Source organism: Azospira sp. I13 (assembly GCF_003112695.1).
Lineage (GTDB): Bacteria > Pseudomonadota > Gammaproteobacteria > Burkholderiales > Rhodocyclaceae > Azospira.
The window spans coordinates 60,953-77,118 of record NZ_BFBP01000002.1; the positions used below are offsets into that span (position 1 = coordinate 60,953).

At 60.4% G+C, this 16,166-nt stretch carries 17 protein-coding genes; 3 read left to right on the top strand and 14 right to left on the bottom strand.

Annotated elements, in window-relative coordinates; all coding sequences use genetic code 11:
* Positions 1-15: 15 nt before the first annotated feature.
* Both flgC and flgB read right to left on the bottom strand, forming a co-directional pair.
* Positions 16-423: a flagellar basal body rod protein FlgC gene (gene flgC / locus AZSI13_RS00305; RefSeq protein WP_109039189.1), complete on the bottom strand. Its 408-nt coding sequence runs from the start codon at positions 421-423 to the stop codon at positions 16-18.
* 11 nt (positions 424-434) lie between these two features.
* The gene (gene flgB, locus AZSI13_RS00310; protein WP_109039609.1) at positions 435-848 is read right to left on the bottom strand and encodes a flagellar basal body rod protein FlgB; all 414 of its coding nucleotides are present in this window, start codon (positions 846-848) and stop codon (positions 435-437) included.
* Positions 849-1,061: 213 nt separating this feature from the next.
* Here flgB and flgA point away from each other — a divergent pair, with 213 nt between their 5' ends.
* The 3 genes from flgA (at position 1,062) to AZSI13_RS00325 (ending at position 2,697) form a co-directional block, all read left to right on the top strand.
* Positions 1,062-1,757: a flagellar basal body P-ring formation chaperone FlgA gene (flgA, locus tag AZSI13_RS00315; protein ID WP_109039190.1), complete on the top strand. Its 696-nt coding sequence runs from the start codon at positions 1,062-1,064 to the stop codon at positions 1,755-1,757.
* Between the two features lie 138 nt (positions 1,758-1,895).
* The gene (gene flgM, locus AZSI13_RS00320; RefSeq protein WP_109039191.1) at positions 1,896-2,189 is read left to right on the top strand and encodes a flagellar biosynthesis anti-sigma factor FlgM; all 294 of its coding nucleotides are present in this window, start codon (positions 1,896-1,898) and stop codon (positions 2,187-2,189) included.
* A gap of 43 nt (positions 2,190-2,232) precedes the next feature.
* Positions 2,233-2,697 carry a flagella synthesis protein FlgN gene (locus tag AZSI13_RS00325; protein WP_165833254.1) on the top strand — a complete coding sequence of 155 codons (465 nt, stop codon included), beginning with the start codon at positions 2,233-2,235 and terminating at the stop codon, positions 2,695-2,697.
* A gap of 96 nt (positions 2,698-2,793) precedes the next feature.
* Here AZSI13_RS00325 and motD read toward each other — a convergent pair whose 3' ends face one another.
* The 12 genes from motD to AZSI13_RS00385 all read right to left on the bottom strand — a co-directional run bounded on the left by motD (position 2,794) and on the right by AZSI13_RS00385 (position 15,908).
* The gene (gene motD, locus AZSI13_RS00330; protein ID WP_109039193.1) at positions 2,794-3,621 is read right to left on the bottom strand and encodes a flagellar motor protein MotD; all 828 of its coding nucleotides are present in this window, start codon (positions 3,619-3,621) and stop codon (positions 2,794-2,796) included.
* 4 nt (positions 3,622-3,625) lie between these two features.
* The gene (locus tag AZSI13_RS00335; RefSeq protein WP_109039194.1) at positions 3,626-4,366 is read right to left on the bottom strand and encodes a flagellar motor protein; all 741 of its coding nucleotides are present in this window, start codon (positions 4,364-4,366) and stop codon (positions 3,626-3,628) included.
* Positions 4,359-5,099, bottom strand: coding sequence for an RNA polymerase sigma factor FliA (locus AZSI13_RS00340; RefSeq protein ID WP_109039195.1), 741 nt, complete (start codon positions 5,097-5,099; stop codon positions 4,359-4,361). Before AZSI13_RS00340 ends, AZSI13_RS00335 begins: the two co-directional genes overlap by 8 nt.
* Positions 5,100-5,112: 13 nt before the next feature.
* Positions 5,113-6,003, bottom strand: a complete 891-nt coding sequence (locus AZSI13_RS00345) for an AAA family ATPase (RefSeq protein ID WP_109039196.1) — start codon at positions 6,001-6,003, stop codon at positions 5,113-5,115.
* Complete coding sequence (flhF, locus tag AZSI13_RS00350; protein ID WP_109039197.1) at positions 5,996-7,390, bottom strand: flagellar biosynthesis protein FlhF; 1,395 nt, start codon at positions 7,388-7,390, stop codon at positions 5,996-5,998. The genes AZSI13_RS00345 and flhF overlap by 8 nt, the downstream gene beginning before the upstream one ends.
* Complete coding sequence (flhA, locus tag AZSI13_RS00355) at positions 7,387-9,471, bottom strand: flagellar biosynthesis protein FlhA (protein WP_109039198.1); 2,085 nt, start codon at positions 9,469-9,471, stop codon at positions 7,387-7,389. Before flhA ends, flhF begins: the two co-directional genes overlap by 4 nt.
* The gene (flhB, locus tag AZSI13_RS00360; RefSeq protein ID WP_109039199.1) at positions 9,464-10,603 is read right to left on the bottom strand and encodes a flagellar biosynthesis protein FlhB; all 1,140 of its coding nucleotides are present in this window, start codon (positions 10,601-10,603) and stop codon (positions 9,464-9,466) included. Before flhB ends, flhA begins: the two co-directional genes overlap by 8 nt.
* A 198-nt stretch (positions 10,604-10,801) precedes the next feature.
* Complete coding sequence (locus AZSI13_RS00365) at positions 10,802-12,691, bottom strand: chemotaxis protein CheA (RefSeq protein WP_201262272.1); 1,890 nt, start codon at positions 12,689-12,691, stop codon at positions 10,802-10,804.
* An 11-nt stretch (positions 12,692-12,702) separates the two neighbouring features.
* Positions 12,703-13,569 (bottom strand): protein phosphatase CheZ, encoded by an 867-nt coding sequence (gene cheZ / locus AZSI13_RS00370; protein ID WP_109039200.1) that lies wholly within the window; start codon positions 13,567-13,569, stop codon positions 12,703-12,705.
* Positions 13,570-13,572: 3 nt separating this feature from the next.
* A complete protein-coding gene (gene cheY / locus AZSI13_RS00375; RefSeq protein ID WP_109039201.1) occupies positions 13,573-13,962 on the bottom strand; it encodes a chemotaxis response regulator CheY in 390 nt (129 codons plus the stop codon).
* 18 nt (positions 13,963-13,980) lie between these two features.
* Positions 13,981-14,919 (bottom strand): chemotaxis protein, encoded by a 939-nt coding sequence (locus AZSI13_RS00380; protein WP_109039202.1) that lies wholly within the window; start codon positions 14,917-14,919, stop codon positions 13,981-13,983.
* Between the two features lie 20 nt (positions 14,920-14,939).
* Positions 14,940-15,908, bottom strand: a complete 969-nt coding sequence (locus AZSI13_RS00385; RefSeq protein WP_109039203.1) for a chemotaxis protein — start codon at positions 15,906-15,908, stop codon at positions 14,940-14,942.
* Positions 15,909-16,166: the final 258 nt, after the last annotated feature.

Here is a 16,166-nt window from a genome sequence, read left to right on the forward strand (position 1 = left end):
CTCCTAGTTATTTAGTTACTGGCCCATAGCCAGGGTGCGCATGAGCAGGGTCTTGGCCGTGTTCATGACGTCAGCGTTGCTTTGATAGGAACGGGAGGCGGAAATCATGTTCACCATTTCCTCCACCGCATCCACATTGGGCATGGAGACATACCCTTCATTGTTGGCAGCCGGGTTTTTCGGGTCGTAAACCATGCGGGGCGGGGCGGCGCTTTCCACCACCTGCTTGACTCGCACGCCCTGAGCCGCGTCGCTGCTGCCCATGGGGGTGGCTTCAAATACCACCTGTTTGGCACGGTAGGGCTGACCGTCGGCACTAGTGATGCTGTCGGCGTTGGCCAGGTTGGAGGCCACGGCATTGAGGCGTACGGACTGGGCAGTGAGGGCGCTGCCAGCCACATGGAACATGTTGAAGATACTCATGGCTTATCTCCTTACTGGCCGCTCTGGCCCTGGATGGCCGTCAGCATGGTCTTGAATTGGCCACCGATGAATTGCAGACTGGCTTCGTACTGCATGGCGTTCTCGGCGAACTTTGCCCGCTCCACGTCCATATCCACGGTGTTACCGTCAGCGCTGGGCTGATGCACTGTCCGGTACTGCAATGAGGCCGGGCCGGAATTGCCGGTGCCGGGCAGATGCCGGGCTGCGGTGGTGGACAGCTGCAGGTCGCTGGCATTCTTGCCGGCCAGGGCGTTTTGCAAGGCGGAAGTGAAATCGATGTCCCGAGCCTTGTAGTTCGGGGTATCGGAGTTGGCGATGTTGGTAGCGAGGACCTGCTGCCGATAGGCACGCAGACCGAGAGCCTGGCGATGGAAGTTGATGGTTTGATCGAGCTTGCTGACCATGGCGGCCACCTGGAAATAAGTATTGAGCTGCCAGTTCAATGCACATTCCGTGCCATATTTTAGAAATACAGGAAGAAGCGGAGCAGCCCTGCCACCACAGGTGGTTCGACCCGAAACGGCCCGCCACGCCACCGCCGCGGAACCTCGGCAACTTTTGCCGCACCGGGGCCTTCCGGATATCTTCCAGGCGCCAGCTGGTGCACAATAAGGGCCATGAATCGCTACCTGCCCCGCCTTCTGCGCGCCCTGGCGCTGTTCCTCGTCCTGGCACCGGCCCTGGCACCGGCCCAGACCGCCGATGTCATCTCCAATGCGGTGGACCAATTTCTGCGCACCCAGACCCGAGGCCTTCCCGGCCGGGTTCAATTCACCATTTCCCCCCTGGATAGCCGCACCCAACTGGCCCCCTGCCCTGCCGTCGAAGCCTTCCTGCCGCCCGGGGCGCGGCTCTGGGGCCGGGTATCCGTTGGCGTACGCTGCCTGGGCCCGGCCGGTTGGACCATTTACGTGCCCACCCAGATCAGCGTCACGACCAATTACCTGGTCACCGCCCGCCCCCTCTCTCCCGGGCAGGTCCTCACCATGAACGACTTCATGACCCAGAGCGGCGATCTGGCCGGGCTACCCAACGGCGTCGTCACCGATGTACAGCAGGCCCTGGGCAAGACGGTTCGCAACGGCATTGCCGCCGGCCAGCCCCTGCGTGGCGATCTACTGATGGCACCGCTGCTCATCCAGCAAGGCCAGACCGTCAAGGTAGTCTCCCAAGGCACCGGCTTTTCCGTCACCAGCGAAGGGCGGGCCATGAATAACGCTTCCGAGGGGCAAATTGCCCAGGTTCGCCTCAATAGCGGACAAACGGTGAGCGGTATCGCCCGCGGCGTCGGCATCATTGAAATCAGCCAGTAGTCCAGGATCGGCCAACCCATCGCAGGTCTGGCATGGAGTACAATTCGGACTAAGCGCTATATGTGTCGGCATGGCCTCAAGTTTTCCGCCCCGGTGCCGTTTATTTCAGCAAGATGAAGACATTGAAAGGGTTCTGCCGTGAAAATCGACGCTTCCCTCGCCCCAACCGGCCTGACCGGAGCCGATACCGCAAAGCGTTCGCCCAAGGCCCAGGCTCCTGCCAACCAGTCCAGCGACGTCCAGTTGAGTCTGTCCGGCCGCATGCAATCCCTGGAAACCCGGGAGTCCTCCGGTAGTCCGGTGGATAGTGCCAAAGTAGCCGCCATCAAGCAGGCGATTGCCGAAGGGCGCTTTACCATCAACGCTGGCGCCATCGCTGATAGCCTCATCAGTTCCGCCCAGGAACTGCTGGGCAAGCAAAGCCGGGCCTGAACGCCCCAGGCGTTGACCCCATCCATTTGCCATGAATGCACCGATGCCGACCTTACTGGGCACGCTTACGGATGAAGTGGCGGCCATGGTCGCGTTCATCAAGTTGCTGACCCGGGAGCAGCAGGCCCTAACTGACGGGGATACCGAGGCACTGGGCCCCATCGGCGAAGAAAAGGCCGCCTTGGTGGATCGCCTGAACCTGTATGGCGAGCAGCGCAACAAGCAGCTCGCAGCGACCGGCCTGGGGGCCGATCGCCTGGGTATGGAAGCTTGGCTGGCAGCCAATCCCAAGGATGCCGCAGTACGGCAGCAGTGGGCCCGCCTCAAGGCCTGCGTCAATGAAGCGCGGGAACTCAACCTGCTGAACGGGAAACTGATTGCCTTGCGTCTTCAGGCCAATCAGCAGGTGCTGGGCGCACTCCTCTCCACCCAGAACCAGAACAATCTCTACGGCCGCGACGGCCAACCTACCCAGCTCTCCGGCCGCCGCATCATCGACGCCGTCTAAGGGCCGCACTCAGGCGTCACCGACGCTCACCATCCCCCGCTTGGTTTTCAACAAGGCCCTAAAAAGGCAGCTTGTTGGCTCGTACCTGCCCAGACCTTAACGGACAGGCACCGCGGGGGGAACTGGGGATGCCGCCGGCGTTTGTGGCGGCGGGCTAATGGGCATGGCCTTTTCCGGCTGCATCGAATCAATGAGGATGCTCACCCGGCGATTGCGGGCACGCCCTTCGATGCTTTCATTGCCTTCTACGGGCCTGGTTTCGCCATAGCCAATGGCCGTCAGGTGCTCCGGTATGACGCCAGCCTCGACGAACAGCCGCAACACCGTCGTGGCCCGGACCGCCGACAGCTCCCAGTTGGAGGGGAACTGGGCGGTACGAATAGGCACGTTGTCGGTGTGGCCTTCGATGGTAATTGGGAAATCCGTATTTGCCAGCACTTCGCCCACCGCCCGCATCGCACGGACAGAAGCTTGCTCCAGTTGGGCCTGCCCCGGGGAGAAAAGAATGCTGTCGTTGATCTCGATCGTGACACCTCGGGAGGTTTCGAGGACCCGAACCTTGCCTTGCTGCACCAGCGGCGCCAATACGGCAAAGATATCCTTGGCCACGTTGCGCATCTTGTCCCGCTGCTGCTGCTTGGCCTCGGTGAGCTTGGGGTCTTCTTTCACCACCACCTGTTTGACGGTACTACCCGGTGAGCGGGTAGGCACTACCATCACTGCACCGCCATCGACGATGGGAGCACTGCGAAAGGCTGAAACCAGAGAGTCGGAGAGCACCCGGTACTTGCCCTCATTGACCGAGGAGATGGCGTACATGACGACGAAAAACGCAAAGAGCAGGGTGATGAAGTCGGCGTAGGAAACGAGCCAACGCTCCAGATTCTCGTGCTCTTCCGCGTGTTTTCTATTGCGGCGCCCCATGGGTTCAGCTCACATAGCCCTGCAGGCGACTTTCGATAATGCGGGGATTATCGCCGTTGGCGATACCCACCAGGCCATCCACCAGCATTTCGCGAATAACCACCAGACGGCCGATATGGGCCTTGAGTTTGCCCGCCATGGGGATGTACACCAGGTTGGCCAGACCCACACCGTAGATGGTGGCAACGAAGGCAACGGCAATGCCGGCACCAAGCTTGGACGGATCAGAGAGATTTTCCATCACGTGGATGAGGCCCATCACCGCCCCAAGAATGCCGATGGTGGGTGAAAAACCGCCGGCAGATTCCCAGAATTTCGCACCGGCCTTGAGTTCCTCCTCATAGGTGCCGATTTCCACTTCCAGCACCTCCCGCAGACGCTCCGGCTCAGCCCCGTCCACCAGCAACTGCAAGCCTTTCTGGATAAACGGGTCGCGGATCTGGGCAATGAAGCCTTCCAGGGCCAGGAGGCCTTCCCGGCGGGAAACATGGCTCCATTCAGAAATGTTGTTGATCATTCGGGCGTGATTCACCACCGGGGGAATCCACACCCACTTGAGCATCTTGAAGGCCCGCACAAAGGTGGGGGCGGGACTTTGCAGCATGACCGCCCCCAAGGTGCCCCCCACAACGATCATGGCGGCAGTGGGCTGGACCAGGGAGCCAATATGACCACCTTCCAGCACCTGGCCGCCGATGATGGCGCCAAGCCCCAGGATCAAACCAATAATGCTGATGCTATCCATGGTGTTTTTTCTTCTTTCCTGAAGTCTCGCCCAGCACCTTGGCTCGCAACCTGGCAACGGCCTGGCTATGCAACTGGCAGACGCGGGATTCGGTGACGCCCATAACTTCGCCGATTTCCCGAAGGTTCAAATCCTGCTCATAGTACAACGCCATCATCAACTTTTCCCGTTCCGGCAAGTCATTGATGCCGGCAACGAGGACTTCTCGGAGATTCTGGGCTTCCAGGTGATGCAGTGGGTCGGCTTCGTGATCAGTGAGATGGCGCTCGAGAAAGCCCTCCTCACCATCCTCAGTGAAATCCTCGAAATACAGCAGCTGGTGGCCGCGGGCTTCTCCGAGCATTTTCTGGTAATCGGCCAGGGACATTCCCAGGGCATCGGCCAGCTCGCGCTCCGATGGAACCCGACCATGCTCTTGCTCCAGTTGGGTAATCGTCTGCTCAATGCGACGCAGGTCGCGACGCAAGCCCCGGGGCAGCCAGTCGTTTTCCCGCAGGCCATCCAGCATGGCACCGCGTATACGTTGGGCGGCATAAGTCTCGAACTGAGCGCCGTGCCCCATCTCGAAACGATCCATGGCATCAAGCAGGCCAATCATGCCGTTCTGGACCAGATCCTCCACCTGGACACTGGCGGGGAGCCGGGCCATGAGGTGGTAGGCGATACGCTTGACGAGCGGGGTAAAACGCTGGACGAGCTGTCCCTTGTCTAGCTGACCAGCGGCGTTGTACATATGGGCGATAAAGCTATCCAGCGTGGATAGGACTCGGCGTAATGCGTTGGCTCAAGTGTAGCAGCTGTTGCACGAATTGTTCGAGTCCGCCCCCTTCCGTACCGGACTGAGGCCAATGCAGCATGTCGGATGCCAACCCCCGCAGGGCCCTCGCCGAAGGGGCGTCGGGGAAGGCACTGACTACCGGCTGGGAAAGCCGGGCCGCCTGCTTCAGCGCTTCGTCCTGGGGAATGCAGCCAACGTAATCCAGCTGCACATGGAGACGTTGGGCCGCCACCTGGGCAATATTGTCGAAAATCGCTTCAGCGTCCGCCGGGTGCTTTACCTTGTTAACCAGGATACGGAAATCCCGCCGGGCATATCCGAGGCTCATTTTCTTGATCAGGGCATAGGCTTCGGTGATGGCCGATCCTGTGGCAGAAAGCACCACCACGGTCTCCTGAGCCGCCAGACCGAGGGGAGAAAACCCGAGCTGGTGATCCACTGCCGTATCTACCAGGATCACATCGGCCGGCTGCTCCATCTCACCCAGGCCTTCAATGAGCGCCTGTTGCTGGGACAGGTTGAGGCGGGAAAGTTTCTTCACGGCCCGGGCAGCCGGCAGCAGGCGCACACCAGGCATGGCGGAAACCAGAACCTGGTCGAGATGCTTTTCCCGATTCACCACATGAGCCAGATCGTGGCGGGCCGGCACCCCGAACAGGCTGGCCTGGTCATCGTCCCCAACATTTTCGTCAAGAATCAGGACTTCCTTGCCCTGGCGTGCCAATGCCGCCGCCAGATTGGCGACCGCACCACTCTTGCCAACCCCTTCACAGCCGGCAGCGAAGGTCACCACCCGCAACTGGGCGCGCCCGAACAGGCGCCGCAGGCCGGCCGCCTGGTCACCCCGGAATTCAGCCACGGCGGCCTCCGTAGGTTCCGGTCGCCAGACCGGCACTCGCCATCATCAGGGCCGGTTCGACGCCGTCGTAGCGATGAGGAGAGCTTTCAGGCAAATCCTTGAAGGCCCGGTGCAGCAGGTAGGCCCGGTTGGGTAGATGCAGGTCCTCCGGCACTCGCTGGCCGTTGGAAACGTAGTGCAGTTTCAGACCGTGGCGCATGATGGCGTCCAGGGGCGTAGCCAGGCTGGCAGCCTCATCCACCTTGGTGAGGATGCAACCATCCAGGTCTTCGCCCTGATAGGCTTCGATCACATCATCCAGGGTGTCGCCACGACTGGTGGCGGCCAGGCAGAGCAGGCGGCGAACGTGGCCGTTGGCCCCCATCAGCATGGAAATCTGCTCGGCTACCAGACGGTCTTTCTGGCTCATACCCATGGTATCGATGAGTACCATGTGCTTGTGGGAAAGCTCATCCAGGGTGCTGCGCAGGTCGGCCACATCCCGCACCAGATGGACGGAAACACCGAGAATCCGGCCGTAGATACGGAGTTGCTCATGGGCGCCGATCCGGTAGCCATCGGTGGTCACCAGGGCCAGTTTGTCGGCACCATGCCGCACCACGCAACGGGCAGCCAGTTTGGCGGTAGTGGTGGTCTTGCCGACACCGGTAGGGCCGACCAAGGCGTAGACGCCCCCCCGGTCGATGATGTCGTTATCGTTGCCAATGGTCAGCAAGGAACGATCTGCCGCCCCCTTGATCCAGGCCTGGGCCTGGGAGGCATCCAGTTCCGGGGGCAGTTCGGCCAACAGCTCGCGGGAAAACCGAGGTGAGAAGCCGGCATCCAGCATGGAACGCAGCATCTCGGTCTTCACCGGTGCCATGCGGGCGGTCTCGCCCCAGGCAAAGCCCGCCATGTGCTGCTCGACGATTTTACGCAAGGCCCGGATTTCTTCCATCATCACGGCGGCGGGAATTTCTTCCTCTTCCCTTGAGGCCCTGCCAGTGGCTTGGCGGGCAGGGGCTTCAGCCCGGGGGGCCGGACGGGGAGTGGGACGGGTCACGGCAGGAGCAGGCTGGACGGACGGCGCTGCCGCATGGTTACGGGGAGCGGAGGCCGGTGAGACGGCAGGCATCTCCGCAGCCCTGGGGGCCGGGGCGGGTCGAGAGACCGTAGCCGGCTCACGGCGCGGCATGCCGGACAGGCTAACCTTATAGTCTTCCACCGCCACTTCGTCGCGGGACGGGCCGGGTACGATCATGGCCATGTCCCGGGATGCGACCGCCATGATTTCCACACCACCAGGCACACCGCGGTTGGATAGGATGATGGCGTCGGGACCCAGGGTTTCCTTGACTTTGCGCAGGGCGTCCCGGGCGTTGGCGGCAATGAATTTTTTGACGTTCATGATCTGCCCCCGATGAGCGAGGTGACTTTAATTATTTTGGATTCAGGAACTTCGCTGTGGGCGATGACCTTGAGCTGGCTCACGGTACGCCGCAGGAAGCGGGAAAGAAGACTGCGAATACTGGCAGGCACAAGCAGGACAGCCGGCAGGCCCAACTCTTCCTGGCGCTGGGCGGCAGCAGCCGTTTCACGCATCAGAGTGTCGGCCAGACCAGGCTCCATGCTGCCCTCTCCAGCACCGGCCACGGCCTGGACGAGGATGCGTTCGAGCTGTGGATCGAGGGACATGACCTGCATTTCGGCCGTTCCCGGGTAAAGCTGCTGGATGATGCCCCGACCCAGGGCAACACGAACGGCGGAGGTCAGCACCTCCGGATCCTGCCCACGGGGGGCGTGCTCGGCCAACGATTCGATGATGGTGCGCATGTCGCGGATATGCACCCCTTCCTCCAGCAGGTTCTGCAGCACCTTCTGCAGCGTTCCCAGCGGAATGACCTTCGGCACCAGATCTTCCGCCAGCTTCGGCATTTCCTTGGCCAGATGGTCCAGCAACTGCTGCACTTCCTGACGGCCAAGCAGCTCGGCGGCGTGGGAAAGGATGAGGTGATTGAGGTGGGTAGCCACCACAGTGGATGCATCCACCACGGTATAGCCGTAGGATTGGGCCTGCTCCCGCAGGGCCGACTCGATCCACACGGCCGGCAGTCCAAAGGCGGGATCCGTCGTCGGAGTACCAGCCACCGTGCCGGCCACTCGCCCTGGGTTGATCGCCAGGAATTGGCCAGGAAAGGCTTCGCCACCGCCCACTTCCACCCCCTTCAGCAAGATGCGGTAGGCATTGGGACGTAGTTCCAGGTTGTCGCGAATGTGCACCGGCGGGACCAGGAAACCAACATCCTGGGCGAATTTCTTGCGGATGCCACGAATGCGGCGGAGCAATTCGCCGTCCTGGGTCTTGTCCACCAGGGGGATCAGGCGATAGCCCACTTCCAGACCCAGTACATCCAGCGGAGCCACGTCGTTCCAGCTGGCTTCCATGTTTTCTGGCGCGGGCGGTGCCTGCACCGGCACCGGCGCTGCCTGCGCCCGTTCTGCCCGCTGGGAGATAAGGTAGCCCAGACCACCGAGGAGCAGGGCGAGGAAGATGAAGACAAAGTTGGGCATCCCCGGAATGAGGCCCATGATGCCGAGGATGGAGGCGGTAATCCACATCACCCGGGGGTTAGCGAACATCTGGGAAAGAAACTGGGTGCTGATGTCCTGATCGTCACCAACCCGGGTCACCACCATGCCGGCAGCGATGGAAATGATCAGGGCGGGAATCTGGGCAACCAAGCCGTCACCGATAGTCAGCAGGGTGTAGTTTTTGGCCGCAGCACCCACATCCATATTGTGTTGCAGGACACCGACAATGAGGCCGCCGATGACGTTGATGAGCATGATGACGATGCCGGCCATGGCATCGCCCCGCACGAATTTCGACGCACCATCCATGGAACCGTAGAAATCGGCCTCGGATGACACCTCGCCCCGACGGCGACGAGCCTCGTCTTCACCAATCAGACCGGCATTGAGATCGGCATCGATGGCCATCTGTTTGCCGGGCATGGCATCCAGGGTGAAACGGGCCGCCACTTCTGCCACGCGACCGGCGCCCTTGGTAATCACCATGAAGTTGATGATCACCAGGATCAGGAAGACCACGATACCGACGGCGGTGTTGCCGCCTACCAGAAAGTGACCAAACGCTTCAATTACTTTGCCCGCCGCATCAGGGCCGGTATGGCCGTGCAGCAGCACCACCCGGGTGGACGCCACGTTGAGGGAAAGGCGCAGCAGGGTCGTGACCAGCAGGATGGTGGGAAAGACCGAGAAATCCAGGGGTTTCAGGGTATAGATCGCCACCAGCAGAACGATAATGGAAAGGGCGATATTGAAGGTGAAGAAGACGTCGAGGACGAATGCTGGCAACGGCAGGACCATCATCGCCAGGATCATCAGGATCAGGACGGGACCGGCCAGCTGGCGCGGGTTCAGACGCCCAAGGAGACCGTTCAAGGTAGCTGCCGTATTACTAGCCATTGGCCGCCTCCACCATCATGTCGTCGGGAATGGGCAAATCCCGGGGCGGCACCGGATAGCTACCTCCGGCTTCCCGGTAGCGGTTGAGCTGATAAACGTAAGCCAGGACCTCAGCCACCGCGTTATACAGCGCACCGGGAATTTCATCCTCCAGCTCGGCAAAACGATATAGGGCGCGGGCCAGGGGAGGCGCTTCCAGCAGCGGCACACCATGTTCGGCGCCAATCTCACGAATACGCAGGGCCACCACATCGACGCCCTTGGCGACGACTTTCGGTGCCCGCATGCCGGCGCTGTAGGCCAGCGCCACGGCAAAGTGGGTCGGGTTGGTCACGATCACATCGGCCTTGGGCACGGCGCTCATCATGCGGCGCTGGGCAGCCTCCCGCTGCAGGCGGCGAATCCGTCCCTTGACCTCGGGACTCCCTTCCATTTCCTTGTGTTCCTGTTTGACCTCTTCCTTGGTCATTTTCAACTTGTCGTAGTACTGCCAGAGCTGGAAGGGCACATCAGCCGCCACAATCAGGAACATGGCACCAACGATGAGCAAGAAGCTCCAGGAAATCATGTCCCCGGCCATGGCCAGGCCGGATTCCAGCGGCAGGGACAGCAATTGAAATAGCTGATCCTGCTCGCGCCAGATCACCCAGAAGGCCACACCACCGATGAGACCGGCCTTGGCGACGGCCTTCAGCATTTCGGCCAGGCCATTCCAGGAGACGATACGCTTGATGCCATTCAGGGGATTGAGGCGATTCAGATCGGGGGTGAATGCCTTGGGAGCAAAATTCCAGGCATTCAGCAGAAAGGGCGAGGCCAGGGCAGCCAGCACCAAAGCCAGAATCAGGGGCCAGAAGGCCACCACAGCATCCCAGGACAGACTGGAGAAGCGGGTCAGGGCCGCCTCAGGCTCATCCACTAGACGCCGATCCCACACCAGACCTTTCCGGAAGACTTCAGCCAGACGCAGGCTGAACCAGCCACCGAGGAACCAAACGGTTGCAGCAGAGACGATCAAAACGAGAAAAGTCCCCAATTCGCGGGAATGGGGGACCTGACCCTCTTCACGGGCCTGTTCAATGCGCCTACCAGTTGGCGCTTCTGTTTTCTCGAGATCGCTTTCTTCCGCCATGACCGGCATCCAGATGGATTACGGCCATTATAGGAAAAAATCAAAATAATTAAAGAGGTAAGCGATTTTTTTTGTGAACAGTCTCAGATTTTTGCCGCCTATTTTTGGCGATTCGGCAAGTTTTGCCGCCCAGTAAACGAGCAAGAGGGGACCAAAGCCCCCTCTTAGTCCGTTGACTGCTAAGGACTTTTACACGATTTAGGCAAACTCCAGCGCCCGGGCGCCGCCACCCATGTCCAAATGCTGACCAAGGTCGGAAAGCAACTCCTTCATGTCCAGAATCAGCACAATCTGACCATTGGACAGGGTAGTGACACCCGCCACACCCCGGGGACGGAAGTCATCCAGAGACTTGATCACCGCATCATCCCTTCCAGCGAAGCTATCCACTGAGAGAATGAAGCTGCGCTCAGCGGTTTGCATCAACACCCCGTACTCGGGGTCCCGCTCCTGAGGCCAGCCCAGCAAACGAGCCAGGGAGATGACAGGGAGAATCTCGCCGCGAACCACCAGGGTTTCCTTACCCCCGACTTCCTGCAGCTTGTCCTTCTCGATCGGCAGAATTTCCCTGACCATGGAAAGGGGGAGCGCAAAGGGTTGATCGCCCAGCAGCACCAGCAACACCGGCAGAATAGCCAGTGTCAGGGGTAGGGAAATGATGAAGACGGAGCCCTTACCCGGTTCGGAACGAATCTCGATGGCACCGTTAAGCTTCTGGATATTGGTCTTGACCACATCCATGCCCACGCCACGCCCGGAAACGTCGGAAATCTGGGCCTTGGTGGAGAAACCGGGGAGGAAGATGAGGTTCAGACTCTGGCGCTCATCCAGGGTATTGGCCTCTTCCTCGGAGATCAGCCCCTTCTCGATGGCCTTGGCACGAATGCGCTCGGCACTCATGCCTCGACCATCGTCGGCGACGATCAACACGATGTGATCGCCTTCCTGGCGGGCCTCCAGGCGGACCATGGACTTGATCGGCTTGCCCACGGCAGCACGATCGGCAGATGGCTCGACACCGTGGTCAACGGCATTGCGAATAAGGTGAATGAGGGGGTCGGCCAGATCTTCGATCATGGTCTTGTCCACCTCAGTTTCCTCACCGGCCAGCACCAGTTCCACATCCTTGCCGAGCTGGCGAGCCAGGTCCCGGGCAATCCGGGGGTATTTCTGGAACAGGCGGCCAATAGGCTGCATACGGGTCTTCATGACCGAGTTCTGCAGGTCGGACACCAGCAAGTCGAGCTGGCTCACGGCCTGATCCAGGGCATGAAGGGTATCGGCGTCGTTTTTGCCGGCCAGGATATCGGCCCGCAGGCTGGTCAGCCGGTTTTTGGTCAGGCCGATTTCGCCGGAAAGGTTCAATACTTGGTCGAGTCGGGCCGTATCGACCCGAATGGTGTTTTCACGCACCGCTGCCCGCTCCTCCACCCGGCGACCAGCCGGCGCGCTACTGGTACCGGGCTTGTCGGCGACGCGACGGCCGGACGGCGGGAAATGGGCCGGCGCAGGGACCACAGCCTCAGCTACCGCAACAACCTCCGCTGCAACAGCCTGAGCCGGCGGCACCTCGGCGCCCGTCACTGCGGCATGCAGGGCCACCCAGTCGGGCTCACCCGGAGCCCCTGCAACAGGCGCCTGAGCTGCGACAACCTCCGCCACCAGGGGAGCAGCAGCCGGCACGTGAGCAACGGCCTCGCCATCCAATACATGACGCAGGGAAGCAAGAATCTCGTCGGGAGCCGGACGGGGCTGCACCCCTCCGGACAACTCACCGAACATGTCGCGCACACCCTTGGTGGCGGCCATGATGATGTCCATCAGCTCCGGCGTCAGCTGCATCTCGGCATTACGCAGGCGGTCAAAGAGATTTTCCGTGAGATGGCAGAGAGTCACCAGCTCCGTCGCGTTAAGGAAGCCGGCGCCCCCCTTGATGGTATGGAAGCCGCGGAAAATGTCATTCAACAGTCCCCGGTCATCCGGGGCCTTTTCCAGGTCCACCAACTTGTTATCCACATCGGACAGGAGGTCACTGGCCTCCTGCAGAAAATCCTGTAGCAGGTCTTCCATTCCGGCGAAGTCGCTCATGGCGTTGCTCCTTAGAAGCCGAGGCTGTCCAGCAGGTCATCGACCTGCTGCTGATTCACCACCACATCGGTGCGGCCTTCACTGCTGATGACCGGGCCATTGAGGAGGCTGTTGACGTTGTCGTTGCGGCGGGCATCGGGAATGACATCCACCAGAACCTGAACCAATTGGTTTTCCAGATCCTGCGCCAGAGTAACGACTTTCTTAATGACCTGCCCGGTCAGGTCCTGGAAATCCTGGGCCATCATGATTTCGAGCAACTGGTCATTGGTGGCGACGGACTTCTGGGGCACCGTATCCTTCAGGAAAGCCCGCGTCTCCCCGGCCAACACCTTGAAATCTGCCACGGACATCTGGTTGGCATAGAGCCGATCCCAGCGTTCGCCCAGGGCACGGGAACTGGTTTCAAGCTCATCCTGCAGCGGCTTGGCGATATCGGTGGCATTGAGCACCCGGCAAGCCGCCTGCTCGGTCAGGTTGGCCACATAGGCCAGACGATCCGTCGCATCAGGAATGGCATGAACCGTCTTTTCTAACAGCTTGTCGTAGCCCAGCTGGTGCAGGGTATCGTGGAGCTGTCGGGCCATATGGCCGATCCGCTTGAAAACACGCTCTTGCTCGGTAGCACCATCTTCCTCGACCTCCAGCACCTCCACGGCACTCGCCTGAGGAGATGGGGCAGCGGCGGCAGTAGACGCAACACTGTCGAAGAGGGCCTGCAAATCATCGCTGTCTCCGGTGACGGAGGCCGCTGGAGCCGACTCAGCTACCGGCGTGGATGCCGGGGCAGGAGCGGCGGGAGCCGTCTGGCTAGAGGCAATGCTGTCAAATAGGGCCTCCAGGTCGGCATTGTCGCCGGTCAGATTGGCATCGCTCATGGCTCAGCCCCCCATCTTCTCGAAAATCTTCTGGAGCTTTTCGGCCAGGACAGCGGCGGTAAACGGCTTGACGATATAGCCGCTGGCGCCCGCCTGGGCTGCGGCAATGATGTTTTCCTTTTTTGCTTCTGCGGTAATCATCAGGACCGGCAAATGCTTGAGATTCGGGGTGGCACGGATAGTCTGCAGCAGAGTCAGGCCATCCATGTTAGGCATGTTCCAGTCGGACACCACGAAGTCGAAGCCGCCCCCTTGCAGCTTCTGCAGGGCGATGGCACCGTCTTCGGCCTCGTCCACGTTGGTAAACCCCAGTTCCTTGAGCAGGTTGCGGACGATGCGCCGCATGGTGGAGAAATCGTCCACCACCAGGAATTTCATTTTGGGATCAGGCATGCTTCACTCCGTTGATTCTTATCGTTCGACCAGGGGGCGCAAGGTGTCGGCCAAGACTTCGGCATCGAACTTGGCCACATAGGAATCCACCCCAACTGCCTTGCCCATGGCACGGTTTGCTTCGGAAGACAGGGAAGAGTGCATGACGACGGGCACGCCATCGAAACGGGGATCTCCCTTGACATTCTTGGTCAGGACATAGCCGTCCATTTCCGGCATTTCAGCATCCACCAGGATCAGGCGGATTTCATCGCGCAGGCTCTTGCCCATCTGCTGGGCGTGCGCTGCAATGGCCTGCAGCCGGGTCCAGGCCTCCATGCCATTGGTGGCATGCTTGTGCTTGACCCCCAACTTGTCCAGGACCTCGGAAATCTTCTTGCGGGCGACGATGGAATCATCAACGAAGAAGATGCTGACCTCCTCCTCCACCCGGGCCGGGGCGATATCGATGATCACGGCCTCGCCAAAGGCATTGGCCAGGATTTGCTCGACGTCGAGAATGGAAACCAGATGGCCACCCTCCAACTCGATCACCGCAGTAATCAGCCCTTGATTCGCCGCCAGTACAGTTTCCGGTGCCTTTACCCGCTCCCAGTCTACCCGGATGATGCGATCCACCTCATGCACCAGGAATCCCAGGGTGCGCTTGGAGTACTCGGCCACCATCATGGTCTTGCCGAGCCCCGAGGGCGGATTGTCCAGCTCCAGGAAGGAAGCTAGGGAAAGGACGGGAATGACGTTGCCTCGCAGGGAAATCAATCCTTCCACACCGCGCGGCATGTTGGGGGTCTTGGTGATATGGGGAGTACGCCCGACTTCCCGCACCTTAAAGACGTTTATCCCGAAGGTCTCCCGGGTCCCCAGGGAAAACAGCAGGATTTCCATCTTGTTCGAGCCTGCCAGGCGAGTGCGCGCATCCACGCTTTCCAGGAGGTTTTTCTTTTCCGACATATCCATGATGGTCGCTCCGTGGAGAATCAGGCTTCAGCGGCCGCAGGCAGGGTGGCACCCATGCGCCGAGCCAGGGTTTCGGACAGCTTTTGCGGCTCGAACTTCGGCACGTACTCGTCGACGCCGACGGAAAGGCCGAGCTTCTGATTGGACATCCCCGACAGGGAGGAATGCATGATGACGGGAATGCCGGCGAAACGGGGATCGCTCTTGACCTTCTTGGTCAGGATATAGCCATCCATTTCCGGCATTTCAATATCGGTCAGCACCAGGCTGACAAAACTGGAAACAGGCTTGCCCAAGGAGGAGGCGTAGGCAGCCACTTTTTCAAGCTCGTCCCAGGCCTGGCGGCCATTGATGGAGGCCACGTACTTGACGTTCATGGCCTGGAGTGTACGTTCGATCTGCTTGCGGGCCACCACGGAATCATCGGCAAAGAAGACCGTACATTCCGGCTTGTCGATGGGAACGATGCTCCGGTACATGAACTCGTCATCGTACTTGGTGGTTTCCGACAGTACCTTTTCCACATCCATCATCATGACCAGACGGCCATCGCCCAGTTCGGTCACCGCGGTAACCAGCCCCCCCATCTGGGCCACCAGCATTTCGGGCGGAACCCGCATCATGCCCCAGTCCAGGCGCAGGATGGTATCCACAGCCTCGACCAGGAAGCCCTGAGTATGGCCGTTGTACTCCGTGACGATCATGATGTCCCGGGGGGTTTCGGTCTGCACGCCGGCATACTTGGCCAGATCCACCACCGGAACCAGAGCGCCGCGCAGGCTCACCATGCCTTCAACAGCGGCAGGCATCTCGGGGGCCGCCGTAATGGGCGGCGTACGCATGACCTCCCGCACCTTGAAGACATTGATGCCGAAAGTCTCCCGCCGGCCGTTGCGCGCATCGGTTCCCAGCGTAAACATTAAAATTTCCAGCTTGTTGGTACCAGCAAGCTTGGTGCGGGCATCAATACTTTTGAGCAGTTCAGACATGACCACTACCCCTCGAAATGCGGGAACGATTGTTTTTTAAGGGCATATTTCACGGAAATCCCGAGTTGCGATGGGTCATTCCGGGGCTAAAGCCGTTATTTTTAACGTCAAGACAGCGCTAAACCTAAGAATACATCGAAAACCTTACGGGCGGAACGGCGGGCAGGGCACGGGCACACCCGCGCGAACCCCGTCCCGCCTTGCGGAAAGGGCGTATACGTCAGCTTAAACGGGATTTGTCGTGAAGCACGATTTTTG

What these genes read in the sequence shown, in the direction of transcription:
- AZSI13_RS00335 (WP_109039194.1), bottom strand. Translation starts at nt 4,366, where the DNA reads ATGGATAGCATCAGCATTATTGGTTTGATCCTGGGGCTTGGCGCCATC.
- flgA (WP_109039190.1), top strand. Translation starts at nt 1,062, where the DNA reads ATGAATCGCTACCTGCCCCGCCTTCTGCGCGCCCTGGCGCTGTTCCTC.
- flhA (WP_109039198.1), bottom strand. Translation starts at nt 9,471, where the DNA reads ATGGCTAGTAATACGGCAGCTACCTTGAACGGTCTCCTTGGGCGTCTG.
- AZSI13_RS00325 (WP_165833254.1), top strand. Translation starts at nt 2,233, where the DNA reads ATGCCGACCTTACTGGGCACGCTTACGGATGAAGTGGCGGCCATGGTC.
- cheY (WP_109039201.1), bottom strand. Translation starts at nt 13,962, where the DNA reads ATGCCTGATCCCAAAATGAAATTCCTGGTGGTGGACGATTTCTCCACC.
- AZSI13_RS00340 (WP_109039195.1), bottom strand. Translation starts at nt 5,099, where the DNA reads ATGTACAACGCCGCTGGTCAGCTAGACAAGGGACAGCTCGTCCAGCGT.
- AZSI13_RS00385 (WP_109039203.1), bottom strand. Translation starts at nt 15,908, where the DNA reads ATGTCTGAACTGCTCAAAAGTATTGATGCCCGCACCAAGCTTGCTGGT.
- flgB (WP_109039609.1), bottom strand. Translation starts at nt 848, where the DNA reads ATGGTCAGCAAGCTCGATCAAACCATCAACTTCCATCGCCAGGCTCTC.
- AZSI13_RS00365 (WP_201262272.1), bottom strand. Translation starts at nt 12,691, where the DNA reads ATGAGCGACTTCGCCGGAATGGAAGACCTGCTACAGGATTTTCTGCAG.
- cheZ (WP_109039200.1), bottom strand. Translation starts at nt 13,569, where the DNA reads ATGAGCGATGCCAATCTGACCGGCGACAATGCCGACCTGGAGGCCCTA.
- flhF (WP_109039197.1), bottom strand. Translation starts at nt 7,390, where the DNA reads ATGAACGTCAAAAAATTCATTGCCGCCAACGCCCGGGACGCCCTGCGC.
- AZSI13_RS00380 (WP_109039202.1), bottom strand. Translation starts at nt 14,919, where the DNA reads ATGGATATGTCGGAAAAGAAAAACCTCCTGGAAAGCGTGGATGCGCGC.
- motD (WP_109039193.1), bottom strand. Translation starts at nt 3,621, where the DNA reads ATGGGGCGCCGCAATAGAAAACACGCGGAAGAGCACGAGAATCTGGAG.
- flhB (WP_109039199.1), bottom strand. Translation starts at nt 10,603, where the DNA reads ATGGCGGAAGAAAGCGATCTCGAGAAAACAGAAGCGCCAACTGGTAGG.
- flgC (WP_109039189.1), bottom strand. Translation starts at nt 423, where the DNA reads ATGAGTATCTTCAACATGTTCCATGTGGCTGGCAGCGCCCTCACTGCC.